Source organism: Agarivorans sp. D1326, from assembly GCF_056958115.1.
This window is the reverse complement of sequence record NZ_JBTWEN010000013.1, coordinates 13,782-28,580: the sequence shown is the minus strand read 5'-3', so window position 1 is coordinate 28,580 and position 14,799 is coordinate 13,782. Positions and strand designations below refer to the sequence as shown.

At 43.9% G+C, this 14,799-nt stretch carries 15 protein-coding genes; 3 read left to right on the top strand and 12 right to left on the bottom strand.

Translation table 11 applies throughout. The features are described from left to right. Positions 1-20: 20 nt before the first annotated feature. From ACYFDN_RS19395 to dnaK, 5 genes are all read right to left on the bottom strand, one after another. The gene (locus tag ACYFDN_RS19395; RefSeq protein WP_483512398.1) at positions 21-509 is read right to left on the bottom strand and encodes a GNAT family N-acetyltransferase; all 489 of its coding nucleotides are present in this window, start codon (positions 507-509) and stop codon (positions 21-23) included. Further along, the gene (locus ACYFDN_RS19390; protein WP_483512397.1) at positions 490-1,356 is read right to left on the bottom strand and encodes a M48 family metallopeptidase; all 867 of its coding nucleotides are present in this window, start codon (positions 1,354-1,356) and stop codon (positions 490-492) included. The genes ACYFDN_RS19395 and ACYFDN_RS19390 overlap by 20 nt, the downstream gene beginning before the upstream one ends. 36 nt (positions 1,357-1,392) lie before the next feature. Further along, the gene (cobU, locus tag ACYFDN_RS19385) at positions 1,393-1,932 is read right to left on the bottom strand and encodes a bifunctional adenosylcobinamide kinase/adenosylcobinamide-phosphate guanylyltransferase (RefSeq protein WP_483512396.1); all 540 of its coding nucleotides are present in this window, start codon (positions 1,930-1,932) and stop codon (positions 1,393-1,395) included. Positions 1,933-2,065: 133 nt separating this feature from the next. After that, positions 2,066-3,208 (bottom strand): molecular chaperone DnaJ, encoded by a 1,143-nt coding sequence (dnaJ, locus tag ACYFDN_RS19380; RefSeq protein ID WP_016402398.1) that lies wholly within the window; start codon positions 3,206-3,208, stop codon positions 2,066-2,068. Positions 3,209-3,323: 115 nt separating this feature from the next. After that, a complete protein-coding gene (dnaK, locus tag ACYFDN_RS19375; protein ID WP_016402399.1) occupies positions 3,324-5,240 on the bottom strand; it encodes a molecular chaperone DnaK in 1,917 nt (638 codons plus the stop codon). Between the two features lie 294 nt (positions 5,241-5,534). Between dnaK and ACYFDN_RS19370 the strand changes: the two genes are divergently transcribed. Beyond that, complete coding sequence (locus tag ACYFDN_RS19370) at positions 5,535-6,869, top strand: dicarboxylate/amino acid:cation symporter (protein ID WP_040307321.1); 1,335 nt, start codon at positions 5,535-5,537, stop codon at positions 6,867-6,869. Positions 6,870-6,932: 63 nt separating this feature from the next. Here the strand turns inward: ACYFDN_RS19370 and can are convergent, their stop codons facing one another. The 3 genes from can to grpE all read right to left on the bottom strand — a co-directional run bounded on the left by can (position 6,933) and on the right by grpE (position 8,680). Beyond that, positions 6,933-7,535: a carbonate dehydratase gene (can, locus tag ACYFDN_RS19365; RefSeq protein WP_016402401.1), complete on the bottom strand. Its 603-nt coding sequence runs from the start codon at positions 7,533-7,535 to the stop codon at positions 6,933-6,935. 86 nt (positions 7,536-7,621) lie between these two features. Beyond that, positions 7,622-7,879 (bottom strand): DUF1289 domain-containing protein, encoded by a 258-nt coding sequence (locus ACYFDN_RS19360; protein WP_016402402.1) that lies wholly within the window; start codon positions 7,877-7,879, stop codon positions 7,622-7,624. A 171-nt stretch (positions 7,880-8,050) separates the two neighbouring features. After that, positions 8,051-8,680 carry a nucleotide exchange factor GrpE gene (gene grpE / locus ACYFDN_RS19355; RefSeq protein WP_338621906.1) on the bottom strand — a complete coding sequence of 210 codons (630 nt, stop codon included), beginning with the start codon at positions 8,678-8,680 and terminating at the stop codon, positions 8,051-8,053. 153 nt (positions 8,681-8,833) lie between these two features. Between grpE and nadK the strand changes: the two genes are divergently transcribed. Next, positions 8,834-9,715: an NAD(+) kinase gene (gene nadK, locus ACYFDN_RS19350; protein WP_483512437.1), complete on the top strand. Its 882-nt coding sequence runs from the start codon at positions 8,834-8,836 to the stop codon at positions 9,713-9,715. Between the two features lie 27 nt (positions 9,716-9,742). Further along, positions 9,743-10,447 (top strand): flagellar brake domain-containing protein, encoded by a 705-nt coding sequence (locus tag ACYFDN_RS19345; RefSeq protein ID WP_016402405.1) that lies wholly within the window; start codon positions 9,743-9,745, stop codon positions 10,445-10,447. A gap of 8 nt (positions 10,448-10,455) precedes the next feature. Here ACYFDN_RS19345 and ACYFDN_RS19340 read toward each other — a convergent pair whose 3' ends face one another. From ACYFDN_RS19340 to ACYFDN_RS19325, 4 genes are all read right to left on the bottom strand, one after another. Continuing rightward, entirely contained in the window at positions 10,456-11,688 is a 1,233-nt protein-coding gene (locus ACYFDN_RS19340; RefSeq protein ID WP_483512395.1) for a cysteine desulfurase-like protein, read from the bottom strand. Further along, on the bottom strand, positions 11,685-12,326 hold the full coding sequence (locus ACYFDN_RS19335) for a 2OG-Fe dioxygenase family protein (RefSeq protein ID WP_406609198.1): 642 nt from the start codon (positions 12,324-12,326) through the stop codon (positions 11,685-11,687). Before ACYFDN_RS19335 ends, ACYFDN_RS19340 begins: the two co-directional genes overlap by 4 nt. Positions 12,327-12,567: 241 nt before the next feature. After that, positions 12,568-13,788 carry a multidrug effflux MFS transporter gene (locus tag ACYFDN_RS19330; RefSeq protein ID WP_483512394.1) on the bottom strand — a complete coding sequence of 407 codons (1,221 nt, stop codon included), beginning with the start codon at positions 13,786-13,788 and terminating at the stop codon, positions 12,568-12,570. A gap of 155 nt (positions 13,789-13,943) precedes the next feature. Then, positions 13,944-14,798: an ABC transporter permease gene (locus tag ACYFDN_RS19325; RefSeq protein ID WP_483512393.1), complete on the bottom strand. Its 855-nt coding sequence runs from the start codon at positions 14,796-14,798 to the stop codon at positions 13,944-13,946. Between the last annotated feature and the right edge of the window lies 1 nt (position 14,799).

Here is a 14,799-nt window from a genome sequence, read left to right as displayed (position 1 = left end):
AAAAGGTTACCACAAAGTCACTAGAAAAACCGTTGGTCTGCGGCTAAATGCGCCTTTTTTTGAACAAAGTAACTGCTGGCAAATTCTACTTGGCGTTGCTCACCAGTAAATTTAAAGCCCATATGGCGATAAAAGCCCTCTGCACGTGGGTTATCTTGCATCACCCAGCAGTACACATCCTTCTGCGCAGTGCTCTGACAAGCTTGTTCCAATAGAGCTCTGCCCCAGCCTTGGCCAATGATATCTGGCTGTAAATACAGTGCCGCTAATTCAATCTCTGGCGTTTGCTTTTCCAGCATTAAAAAGCCCTGTATGCCAGTCGTTTTTAATACCCAAATTTGGTTTTCTTCACTGCTAAGACGTTGCAACCACAGTTGCTGATGCAGTTCAAATGGTAGGGCTTGGAACATATCGGAAATGAGTTGCTGAGAGTAGACATGCTGCCAGCTTCGTCGCTGAACCCGGCAGATGTCTTCGGCATCACTAAGGCTAGCTAGTTTTATCGACATCGGACTCTTTAGAGGTCTCTTTAGCATCAAAACTCGCGGGGCGAATACACTGCGGTGATTTACCCTGTGCAATGGCTTGCTTTTCTAGTTGAATGGCACGTGGCATCCGCTCTTCTAAATCAGAGATACGCGTTTGATTTGAAGGGTGAGTTGACAAAAACTCTGGTACTGAACCACCACCCGCTTTAGCCATATTTTGCCAAAGAGCAACACTTGCACGAGGATCAAAACCGGCACTGGCCATTAAGTCTAAGCCCATTAAATCTGCTTCGCTTTCTTGGGTACGACCATAGGGCAATAACACACCGTATTGAACTCCTAAACCAAGTGCAGCCATAGCGGCGCCCTTATGCTTTACATCATCACTTACGCCAATCGCCACTGCCGCTACTGCGGTGCCTATTCCAGCAATTTGATTTTGTGATAAGCGCTCGTTGCTATGCTCAGCCAATACGTGTGCTATCTCATGGCCTATAACCGTTGCCAACTGATCTGGAGTTTCGGCCACCTTGATTAGACCGGTATATACGCCCACATGTGCACCGGGTAAGGCAAACGCGTTGACTTGGTCAGAATCAAATACTACTACTTCCCAGTCTTCATCACCGTAGTGACCAGGGATTTCTGCAGTAACCGCGTTTGAAACACAAGCAACATAATCATTAGTGGCTTTGTCGGTATAAATCTTTTCTTGTTTTTTGATTTCTTCAAAAGACTGAGCGCCTAAGGCACTCATTTTTGAGTCATCATAAAGTAACACCCGTTTGCGCCCAGTAGGAGAAGCAGAGCAGCTAAGCAAAGCTGCAATTGAGCTAACAATAATGGCGTTTTTTAAGATCTTATTCATTCATGCATTCCATTTCATTACTGCCTATATCGGCAATCACTCCTTTAATACTAGCGGTAAGCCAGCACTAACAAATACAACTTTATCGGCTTTTGCCGCTAAGGCTTGGTTTAGTCGCCCAAGTTCATCAGCAAACCTACGCCCCAAGGCGTTGTCTGATACCAAGCCCAAACCTACTTCGTTACTCACGATAACGACATCACTATCCAGTTCATCCAAGCTTGCCAGTAATGCGGCAGACTGCTGTTGAATATCGAGTAACTGCTGGTCTACAGATTTATTGGTGCATAGCCACCACCCTAACCAAGTAGACATGCATTCTACCAATATTGGCTGCTTTTTAGCGGCGTATCTGAGCACTACTAGGCTTAACACTTCTTTAGAATAATCCAATTCATGAGTCTTAAAAGAAGCTTTACGCAAAGAGCGGTGATGAGCAATCCGTTGGCTCATTTCTTCATCACTCGCCTTCGCAGTAGCAATATAAACAGGCTTAAGCTCACTGTTACCTTTAAACTGCTGTTCAGCCCAAGCGCTTTTACCGCTTCTAATACCACCTAAAACAAGACTTATCATCATGCTACCTAATGATTTTTAACAAAGAATAACATAGTCAAAGGGCTGCTTGGAACGTTGGTAATGAGACAATATGAGTGAGCAATAAGCATAAAAAAAGCGGCTAATAGCCGCTTTTCTTTAAGTTTTTTGATTAACTGGTTAAGTCATCAAAGAACTTCTTAACACCGTCGAAAAAGCCTTCAGCTTTAGGTTTGTGCTTGCTGCTCGCAGAGCCACCACAACTTTCTTCAAAGTCTTTAAGTAGCTGTTTTTGCGTTTCGTTTAGCTTAACCGGCGTTTCGACAATTACTTTGCAGATTAGGTCGCCAATTGGGCCACCACGTACCGATTTAACCCCTTTACCACGCATTCTGAACATACGACCAGTTTGCGTTTCGTTAGGTACTTTTAGATTAACTCGACCATCTAAGGTTGGTACTTCAATCTCGCCACCTAAAGCGGCTAAGGTAAAGCTAATTGGCACTTCGCAGTAAAGGTTGTTTTCTTCACGTTGGAAGATTGGGTGTTCTTTAACATGTACTTGTACATATAAATCACCGGCTGGAGCACCGCTCTCGCCTGCTTCACCTTCACCCGATAAACGAACGCGGTCACCAGTATCAACGCCAGCAGGGATGCTAACTGATAGTGTTTTAGAGCGCTCGTAACGACCTTCGCCATGACACTTATGGCAAGGATCCGAAATAATTGAACCTTTACCTTTACAGGTAGGACAGGCTTGCTGAACAGCAAAGAAGCCTTGACGCATCTGCACTTGGCCTTGGCCATGACAGGTGCCACAAGTTTTTGGTGTTGAGCCTTTTTTAGCGCCACTACCATTACACTGCTCACAGTGTACTAAAGTAGGTACGCGGATTTCTTTTTTAACGCCTTTAACCGCTTGCTCTAAGCTCAACTCTAAGTTGTAGCGAAGATCCGAGCCACGTTGAGGCTGACGACGGCCACCGCCGCCACCGCGTCCACCACCAAAAATATCACCAAAGATGTCGCCAAACGCATCGCCAAAGTCGCCATGTCCGCCACCAAAACCACCAGCGCCACGGTTTGGATCAACCCCAGCGTGACCATAGTGATCGTAAGCTTCTTTCTTTTGAGCATCACTCAGTACTTCGTAGGCTTCTTTAACTTCTTTGAATTTCTCCTCAGAAGCTTTATCGCCTTTAGTACGGTCAGGGTGAAACTTCATCGCCAGACGTTTGTAGGCTTTTTTAATTTCTCGCTCGCCGGCATCTTTGCCTAGACCAAGAACTTCGTAATAATCGCGTTTTGACATAATGGGTGTTCTACTTTCTCGCAACTAAACCAGTTGAAAGTAATGGCTTTTGATAGACACACGGGCGTTGTTCACACAACGCCCGTTATTTACTTACTAAAAGTGTTTAGACAAATTATTTTTTGTCGTCTTTCACTTCTTCAAACTCAGCATCAACAACGTCGTCTTGGGCAGGAGCAGCTTGCTCTGCATCAGCTTCACCGGCATTCGCTTGAGCTTGTTGCTGTGCTACTTCCATTAGTTTTTGAGACGCTTCGATTAAAGCTTGAGTTTTCGCTTCAATTTCTGCTTTATCTTCGCCTTTGCTAGCGGTTTCTAACTCGCTAACTGCAGCTTCGATTTTCTCTTTATCTTCAGCAGGAAGTGCTTCACCAGCTTCTTCAATTTGCTTACGAGTACCGTGTACAAGTGCATCAGCTTGGTTACGAGCCTGAACTAATTCTTCAAACTTCTTATCTTCTTCAGCGTTTGCTTCAGCTTCGTTTACCATCTTGTTGATTTCGTCATCCGACAAACCAGATGAAGCTTGAATGGTAATTTTCTGCTCTTTACCGGTATCCTTGTCTTTAGCAGACACATGTAAAATACCGTCAGCATCCAAATCGAAGGTTACTTCAATTTGTGGCACGCCACGCTGTGCAGGACGAATACCTTCTAGGTTGAATTGACCTAAAGATTTGTTGTCTGCAGCACGCTTACGCTCACCTTGAATTACGTGAACGGTTACCGCACTTTGGTTATCGTCGGCAGTTGAGAATACCTGTGAACCCTTAGTTGGGATGGTGGTGTTCTTTTCTACAACGCGCGTCATTACGCCGCCCATAGTCTCAATACCTAGAGATAGTGGGGTAACGTCTAGTAGTAGTACGTCAGTTTTGTCGCCAGACAATACCGCACCTTGAATAGCAGCCCCCATAGCAACTGCTTCATCAGGGTTAACGTCTTTACGTGGCTCTTTACCAAAGAACTCGGTTACAGCGCTTTGTACTAGTGGCATACGAGTTTGACCACCAACAAGAATTACATCGTTGATGTCGCTAACTGAAAGGTCAGCGTCTTGCAGTGCAATACGTAATGGCTCTAGTGAACGTTGAACTAATTCTTCAACCAAAGACTCAAGCTTAGCGCGAGTTACTTTGATGTTTAAGTGCTTAGGACCTGAAGCATCAGCTGTGATGTAAGGTAGGTTTACATCTGTTTGTTGCGCTGAAGATAGCTCACACTTAGCTTTTTCTGCCGCTTCTTTTAAGCGCTGCATAGCCAGTGGATCTTGCTTAAGGTCGAAACCTTGGTCTTTCTTAAATTCTTCTACTAAGTAGTTGATTAAGCGGTTATCAAAGTCTTCACCACCTAAGTGAGTATCACCATTGGTTGCTAATACTTCGAAGGTTTTCTCGCCATCAACTTCGTCAATCTCAATGATTGAGATATCGAATGTACCACCACCTAAGTCGTAAACAGCAACTACGTTGTCGCCTTTAGCGTTGTTTACGCCGTAAGCAAATGCTGCAGCAGTAGGCTCATTGATAATACGTTTAACATCTAGACCAGCAATACGACCAGCGTCTTTAGTTGCTTGACGTTGTGAATCGTTGAAGTAAGCAGGAACAGTAATAACTGCTTCAGTTACCGCTTCACCTAGGTAGTCTTCTGCAGTTTTCTTCATTTTTTTCAAAACTTCTGCAGAGATTTGTGGTGGCGCTTTTTTGTCGCCTTTTGCTTCTACCCAGGCATCACCGTTGTCAGCATTAACAATGTTGAAAGGCATGATTTCGATATCGCGTTGAACTTCGTCATCGGTAAAACGACGGCCGATTAAACGCTTAATAGCGAATACAGTGTTCTTTGGGTTAGTAACCGCTTGGCGCTTAGCAGGTTGGCCTACTAATGTTTCGCCGTCGTCGGTAAACGCAATAATTGAAGGCGTTGTGCGATCGCCTTCTGCGTTTTCAATTACTTTAGGGGTGTCGCCGTCTAGTACTGCAACACAAGAGTTAGTGGTTCCTAAATCGATACCAATAATTCTACCCATGATGGTGTTCTCCAAATTCTGGTTGTAACTAATATTTCGTTGTTGAGAACTAAGTGGGGGCGGCAAATTGCTTTTCAAGGGAAAAAATAAAAAAAACTCACTAAAAACCTATTCTCGCAAATTATCCAAGAGTGCTTAGGTATTGAGCAAGCGATCACACATTTAGCTCATAAAACCAACAGAATTACCCGTAGCAGTGCTAAAAATGGCTATTTTTATAACCTGTGATACTATGCGCGCAACTTTAGGTTATATGCAGAGTTAAATCCTGCATAAAATACAGAGAGAAGGGAAATGAAAAACGATTCAAAACTGAGTCTTACTCATAAAATACTAATAGGTATGATTACCGGTATTGGCTTAGGGGTGTTCTTACAAACCTTTTTTGCTGAGTCTATCTTAGTCAAAGATTACATCGTTGACGGCATCCTCAATATCACTGGCTCGATTTTCGTATCAAGCTTGAAGATGTTAGTGGTTCCATTGGTATTTGTTTCTTTAGTGTGTGGTGTTTCTTCAATGAAAGACACTGCTCGCTTAGGCCGCCTTGGCGGAAAAACAGTACTACTCTATTTGGCCACTACTGCGATAGCCATTTCACTGGCCATGGCAGTTGCACTGCTTATTCGCCCAGGTACTGGCATAGAGTTAACTACCGAAGCAGCCTTTGTAGCGAAAGAAGCGCCAAGCATTAGCCAAGTTATCATTGATATGTTCCCCGATAACCCTATTGCCTCGATGGCCCAAGGCAACATGTTGCAAATCATCGTGTTTGCATTGTTATTTGGTATCGCAATTGCCATTTCTGGTGAGCCAGGCAAGCGCATTGGTAAACACTTTGAAGACTTCAATGTAGTAATCATGAAGTTAGTAACTATTTTAATGAACCTAGCCCCTTACGGCGTATTTGCGTTATTAGCGAAGTTGTTCTTTGAAATTGGTTTTGACGCGATTGCTAGCTTACTCAGTTACTTCATGGTGGTATTGGTTGTATTACTGCTGCATGCCTTGTTGGTTTACCCTTCACTATTAAAAGTACTTACTGGCTTAAACCCGCTTATTTTCATTAAGAAAATGCGTGAAGCTATTGTATTTGCTTTTAGTACTGCCTCTTCAAATGCAACTATTCCAGTCACTATGGAAACAGCTACTCATAAGCTAGGCGTACGTAACTCAACTGCTTCGTTCACCGTACCTTTAGGCGCTACCATCAACATGGATGGCACCTCAATTATGCAGGGTGTAGCCACTATCTTTATTGCAACGGTGTACGGCATTGACCTAACCGCAGGCAATTTCTTAATGGTTATTGTTACTGCAACGCTTGCGTCAGTAGGTACTGCTGGTGTTCCCGGTGTTGGTTTAATTACCTTAGCAATGGTATTGCAACAGGTTGGTTTACCGGTAGAAGGCATTGCGCTGATTATTGGTGTAGACCGCTTGTTAGATATGGTACGCACAGCAGTAAACATTACTGGTGATAGCATGGTGACTGTTGCGGTAGCTAAATCAGAAGGCGATTTAAACGTAGAGACTTACAATAATCCTCAAGCAGGTTTATCTGAAGAAGAAGTACATCTTCCTCACGGTGAATCAGATACCAGCTTGGCTTCTGCCGAAAAAGCCTAGGCTTACAAACACACCAACAAAAAACGCGGCCATGGCCGCGTTTTTTATCATTAATAATACAGTCTAACTGTTGCCAGATATCGAGATATCTAGATTGTTTAAAATGCCATTCTGAATAGAGTAGATACAACCATGTACCGATAAGTCTTGGCCTTTACTCCAAGCATTTTGCACGATAGAAGTTTGCGATACGTTTTTAACCTGCTCCACCACATTTAACTCACATAAACGGTCGGCACGCTGCTTCTTGTCTTCAATAGCATCCAGCTCCGCTTCATGGTAACGGTAAACATCTTTAAGATGGCGTAGCCAGTTATCAATCAAACCAAACTGTTCGTTTTCCATCGACGCTAACACGCCGCCGCAACCGTAATGGCCGGTAACAATAATGTGCTTAACTTTGAGAACATCTACAGCATATTGAATAACCGACAAGCAGTTTAAATCGGTATGCACTACCACATTAGCAATATTGCGATGAACAAATACTTCACCTGGGGGTAATCCAGCAATCTGGTTGGCAGGTACTCGGCTGTCACTGCAACCAATCCACAAGAATTCAGGGTTTTGCTGTTCAGACAAATCACAGAAGAAGGTTGGATTCTGTTCTTTTATATTTTTAGCCCAGCTACGATTATTACTTATCAGCTGATTTAAATCACTCATACGACCTCTAGTTAACAACACTTCCCTACTACTAGAGGCATATATTGCCCGATGTGATAGATAACTACCACTATTTAGCGCAGCATTTACTCACCAAATGGCAGTTCATCTTGCACCGAGTTTTGCTGCTGTTGTTCGGCTAACTTCTTACGCTGCATACGAATAAAACGCATCCTGCGCTGCTTGGTTAGCCGTAATATGTTCTGCTGCTGCGCAGGCTCTAAGGTTTGCCAAGCAAAACGTTCATCGCGATTTCGGAAACAGCCCATACACAAACCGCGGCTATTTGTTTGACAAATGCCACGACAAGGATTGGGGATGTCGAAAATCTCTAACTGTTCCATTTGCTGCAACGCTTACCTTTTGAGCAATACGAATAATTTTTATTCATACCTCTACAATGGCATAGCCAAGCAACTTAGGTCAAAGAATTCGCCAAATCGCGATCCAAAAACACGCTGAAATTCAGCCATAAAAAAAGGGCCAAAAGGCCCTTTTTCTCTATACAATAATGACTATGCGCTAGTGTCTACCGAGGCAGCTTTAGAAATCATAACCATTGCTGGACGCAATAAGCGGCCATTTAATTCGTAGCCTTTCTGTAGTACTGCAACAACAGTGTTTGGCGCTACACCTTCAACTTCTTGCATGCCCATCGCTTGGTGCTTCTCAGGATCAAAGGTTTCATCCTGCGGTGAAACAACTTCGATACCAAATTTCTTCACGGCATCAATCAAGGTTTTAAGGGTTAACTCAACACCTTCAATCATCGAAGTTAAGGCTTCGTCTTCACGGTTAGCGTGTTGCAAAGCCATTTCCATGTTGTCGATAACCGGTAGCAGTTCATTAGCAAACTTTTCTAAAGCAAACTTACGTGCTTTCTCTACTTCTTGAGCAGAGCGGCGGCGAATGTTGTCTACTTCTGCTTTTGCGCGAATAACACCGTCTTTTTGGTCAGCCACGGTTTGTTCCGCAGTTGCTAAACGCTCAAGTAGCTCAGCTACGCTAATTTCTTCACCAGCAGACTCTGCAGCTTCTTCTTCCACTTCACTTTCAAGCTCAGCGTCTATCGCTTCAACCTGTTGCTCTACTTCGTTTTCCGCTACCACTTCTTCGGCTTGTGGTTTGTTTTGCTCACTGCTCATGCAGGGTCTCCGTAATTCTTCACAAATAACTTAAATCTGTTGCATATTATGGGGATCAAACCGCCGCTTTCAAGTGATAGTCACGATAAAACTGGCTGAGTAGTAAAACCACACGTTATAATCACTAGCAACACAATGTTAAATCAACAAGTTATGACTCAAACCTTCAACACTATTGGTTTAATTGGCAAACCCCACCACGAGGGAGCCAATAATACCTTAACAGCGCTCTACCATTGGTTGATTGAACAATCATACAGCGTATTGGTAGAAGAGCAGACCGGCCAACAACTCAGCATTGATGGGCTCAATCTGGTTAGCATTAACCAAGTAGGCGAACAAGCTGATTTAGCGATTGTGGTTGGTGGTGATGGCAATATGTTGGGGGCCGCGCGAGTATTGTCGCGCTACGACATAGCAGTGCTAGGTGTTAACCGCGGCAACCTTGGGTTTTTAACCGATCTAGACCCTTTTAACTTTGAACACCCTTTAAAGGAAGTGTTGCAAGGTGAGTTTATTACCGAAAGACGCTGCTTATTAGAAGCCAAAGTGCTGCGCCATAATGCAGTAAAAAGCCGCAATAGTGCTGTGAACGAAGTGGTACTTCACCTCGACAAAGTAGCCACAATGTTAGAGTTTGAAGTGTATATTGATGACCATTTCATGCTTAGCCAGCGCGCCGACGGCCTAATTGTTACCACGCCAACAGGCTCTACTGCTTACTCTTTATCTGCTGGCGGGCCAATTCTTACCCCTAATTTGGATGCCATCGCACTGGTACCGATGTTTCCACACACCCTTAGTTCACGGCCAATAGTTGTAGACAGCGATAGTGAAATTAAGCTCAAGCTGTCTCACGACAATAGCGACCATATGAACATTAGCTGTGATAGTCATGTATCACTACCGGTAATGCCTGGGGACGAGGTTATTATTCGTAAGCAAAATCACCCGTTGCGCCTAGTTCATCCTAAAAGCTATGATTACTTTAAGATATTACGGACTAAGCTTGGCTGGGGAAGCCGCCTGTTTTAAGCAAACATGTAATAAGGAAGTTTTATTTTGCCAGCTACACCAAGCCCTCGCGTTAACCAACGCCAAGAAGTTGTAGAAATAATGCGACAACTGCGCTTTGGCGACGTTTTAGATGTGCAGTTCGTAAAAGTAGGTAATGTACGGATTAAGTGTAAGCTTATTGGTTTAGATGACGCTAACTTTCTTATCTTTGCTGTGCCTAAATATGCTCAACAAGGCCATGGTGATGTATTAGTGGAAGGCATGGCTTGCGTGATCCGTTCAATCATTGAAGGAGAAGCCGGTCAATGTATTGCATTTCGCAGCATCATTACCGACATTATCAAATCCCCTAAGCACTTATTGTTTGTTAAATACCCATCTGAAGTAGAGCGTTTTAGCCTACGCAAACAGCAACGCGCGAGTACGCGCATTCCAGCAACCGTTACTCACCGCTCCTCTGTAAGTGACCAGCAAATTGAAAACGATTTAAGCTTTGACGGCATTATTCTCGATTTATCAGCCGGTGGTTGCCGCTTCAAAATGGCGTGGCCAGAAAGCAATGGCAAACTATTACTGGATAGTGTGTTTGTGTACATTCGAATTCCTGGCAAACCAGAGAATGACACAGTAATCGAAGGCAATATTAAAAGCCAAAGCCGAGATGGTCATAACCATATTGCAGTGGGTATAAAGTTTGAAGGTGCTACCGACCTAGATGAGCTATTTGCTCACCTAGCGTTGGACGTATAAAAAGGTTACTAGGCACAGTAACTATCTAAAAGGTCCCACAAGCGGTCGACTTCTTGATGAGTATTGTAATGCATACAACCTACGCGTAGCACCCCGCCTTTATCCATTAACCCTAATTGCTCCATCATGCCTTGCGCATAAAAATGTCCATGCCACGTAGCAATATTATGCTCGCCCAACATAGCGGCAATTTGTTGCGGCTGAATATTTGGCCAGCGCAACGAGAACGTTGCAGTGCGCATATGGCTGCGCTGCAAGCTACTCTCACCATAAAGCGTGGCTTGCGGGTGGGCTGCCAAGCGCTTCAAAAAATGCTCGCTTAAAGCTTTTTCATGCGCGGCAAACTGCTCAAAACTGGCGGTTAACGCTGCTCGCTTATTTTGCTGTGGGTTCCAATCAGCCAAGTAGTCAACTGCAGCACTCATGCCTGCAATTGCCGCAAAGCTTTGGGTTCCTGTTTCAAAACGACCAGGGCCGATATTGGTAGCAGGCTCAACTTTATAAGGTTTGAGCAGTTCCAGCCAAGGGTCGGCCACATAAGCAATACCCAGGTGGGGGCCAAAAAACTTATAAGCCGAACAGAGCAAGAAGTCGCAGCCCAGTTGTTGCACATCCACTAAACGGTGCGGCACATAATGCACCGCATCCACATAAACCATTGCACCTACGCTTTTCGCTTTATGGATAACTCTTTGTAAATCAACAATGCTACCGCTGGTATTAGAGGCATAAGTAAGCGCAATAAGGCGGGTATTAGTATTTATCAGTGACTCTAGGTGCGCATAATCCAAATTACAGTTAGCCGGGTCAATTCTCACTTGATACACCTTAGCCCCTTTGTCGGCAGCTGCCTGTTGCCAGCTCGACACATTGGAATAGTGATCAAGTGCGGTCACCAGTATTTCATCATTAGCTTGCCAGTCTCGGCTTATGGCCCTACTCAACTTAAAGGTTAAGGATGTCATATTGGCATCAAACACAATGTTATTAGCGCTAGCGGCATTCAATAAGGTTTTAGCCTGCTGCCTTCCTTTTTCTACAACCTGTTCAGTATGCTTGCTACTAGCAAAAGCGCCGCCAAGATTGGAATTACCTTTTATAAAATAATCGTTCATGGCTTGCAGCACCGAAGCGGGCAGTTGCGCCCCCCCTGGCCCATCCAGATAAATTAAGGGCTCATCGTCGCCCCTAGCATTTAAGGCAGGAAACAGCTTGCGTGCAGCCTCAACAGAAAAACTCATGCTTCATCCTTTGCTGTTAATACAAATACATCCATAAAGCCCGGTTCACTTGGGCGGTGAGCACGAATGGGCCTTGCATAGTGCCAAAGTTTACTGTCATCAAGTAAGGCCACCTCACCGCTGTCTAGTGCCAAGGTCATAATCGGTGCTTGGTGTTTATCTTTAAACACCATGAAGTCTCCACCATCAATATTATGACGACGAATGCCCACTACGGCGATATGGCTAAATCCATCTTGATGCACTCCTTCAGGGGCAACTGGTGTATCGGAAGCCTGTGCGGCAATTCTAATTTGATGAATTTCAATCTCTTGCTGTTCACTTAAGCTATTTGCTTCCAAGAAAAGGGCACACATTTCATACATGCCTTTAGAAGCAATAATGCTCTGCTCAATATCCTCAAACTGACGAATAACATCGCCTTGAAAGTGATTCACCTGTTCACTTTGCACAAAGCTCCGTCCTGGCAGAGCTTGCACTTTTCCATCATTAATACGAACAACAGAATAGCGACGTAAACGGTATTGCCCATCGGCATGCTTAGTATGAGGAAGATTATCAAATGAAGAGGATAAATCGTGCACTGCGGCACCGCTTAAATGGTTTAGCTGTAGTAAACAATCTGCGTGAGTGTTCATGGTCCAATCTCTGGTTAACAAAGTGATAACATCAAGACTAATAATAAACAGCTGCCAGCACCACACCAAACAGTATTAAGAATCACAAATAACTACAAATTCAACATTTAAAACCAATACATCTTCCCAACACTTAGCTAAAACACCAAACCGTAACAACTAATCAGCGAATTAAAGAAAAACTCTCCAGTTTTTCCTTAAATCGCTGATTTAATGTAGATTTAAAACGATATTTTATGCTTTAAGAAGCCGATAATTGCTTGTCTTCAATATCTGGATTATCGAAGCACTTGATTAGCAATAAGCTACTCGCTGCCACTAATCCAAATCCAATAACTACTGGATAACAGGTTTGGTTAAAGCTAAGGCCGATAAGGCTACCAATGGGAATCGCCACCAGTGTAGAAATACTCGCGACAAACGCCGAGCCCATTCCTGCAATTGCTCCTAAAGGCTCCATGGCTAAAGAATTTAAATTACCAAACAAAATACCAATGCAGAAAAATGCTGGGATCAAGTAAGCCATTAACCACCAAAGAGGAGGCGCTCCGCTACTAGCTATTAGTAATAAACAAAATACGCTCGTAAGGGCAAGTAAGCCCCACAACGCAGCCTTAATCATTAAGTGCATACCTAACTTAAGTACAAAACGACCATTCACTAACGATGCAACACCTACTGCAATCGCCGCTAAAGCAAACAGCAGCGCAAAGTTGTCGGCTTGATTGTAGAGTTGAATAAACAATAATGGCGCGCTATTTAAGTAACCCATAAAAGCGCCAAAAATAAAACCAGATACAATGGTGTAAACCAGCGCACTGCGCTTTTGCAGTAAATACTTAAGCCCTTCTACAAAGCTTTGTAATGTTAGAGGGCGACGTTTATCCAAGGTTAAGGTTTCTTCTTGTCCTCGCCAAAACCCAAGACCAGTAGCAATAGCCATTAGCAATAGCATGCCGAAGATCCAACGCCAGTGGGCCAAACCTAAAATAACTTGGCCCACCGCGGGGGCCAAAATCGGCACTACAATGAATACCGAAAACACCACAGACATAATGCGCGCCATTTCAGCGCCTTTTAACTTGTCACGCACTAAGGCCATGGTAATAATTCTTGGCGCAGCTGCGCCCATACCTTGCAGTACTCGCCCGGCGATAAGCCAAGCAAACGAGCTAGACAATACACAGATAATGCTACCCACAATAAACAATAGGTAACCAACATAGATAGGAGGTTTTCGGCCAACCGCATCTGACCATGGCCCATAAACAAGTTGGCCAATCGAAAGGCCTATAAACAGTGATGTTATGGTCCATTGGGCATGCGCGGGATTAGCCAGTTCGAAATCTTCGGCAATGGCTACCAGGGCCGGTAGCATTGCATCCACCGACAATGCTACCAACGACATCATACCTGCAAGTAAGATAATAAAGGCTTTAGAGTGGGTACTGCTGTGTTTCACCAACTACTCCCTAGTACAACAGTGAGCTGTTGGTTATATCACGCTCAAATCGCAATAGCGATAAACAATAACAGCGCAGCTAATTTTTAACTTTTATCGTCAACTTAAGTGCATAAGCTACAACAAAACGTTGTTATTTATTAAACACTAAGAACTTAATCCTGTTTACTTTTGCTATCAAATAACATCGATACCAAAGCAATAAAAGCAGAGCCAAGCATCAATAACAATGACACAGCATTGAGCACTGGTGTTGACCCTTCGCGTAAACGGTCATACATAGCGATAGTCAGCGGCGCGTCGGACCCCACCAGCATTAAGGTAGTGTTAAAGTTTTCGAAAGACATTAAAAAGCTAACCACAGCAGCTCCGATTAAAGCGGGGCTAAGAAACGGCAATACCACGGTAACAAAAGCGACCCAAGAATTAGCCCCTAGGTTTAGCGCTGCCTCTTCCAAGCTAAAATCGAACTTACGTAAGCGAGCTAACACCACCAAGGTAGCAATAGTGGTAATAAACGCTACTTGGCCAATCACCACCAACACAAACCCCGGTCTTAACCACTCTAACTCCCAAGCAAAGCTGTTCTCAATGCTGTTCGCCAAGCTGCTACTGGCGACTAAAATCGCCACCCCTAAAATCACTCCCGGTATCACTAAAGGCAACAATAAGCCAATGTATAACCAGTTTTTCCCTGGGAAATCAAAACGAATGAACAGCCACGCATTCGCAGTGGCAAGCAGTAAGGAAAACAAGGTAACAAAACACGCTATCGAAGCACTCACCGCAATGCTAGATAACAAACCATCATCATAAAGAATGCCCAGCTTAGGTTCGGTTTGACCAATAAACCAATCCAAGGTGAAGCCTTGCCAAGGTAGTGCCGCAAACAAGCTATCATTAAATGCAAACACCGCTACAATGCTTAATGGCAATGCCAAAAAGACTAAGAACCCCACCATATAGAACTGATAAAGGGATTTAGCAGGGCCACGTAATTGATGCAACATA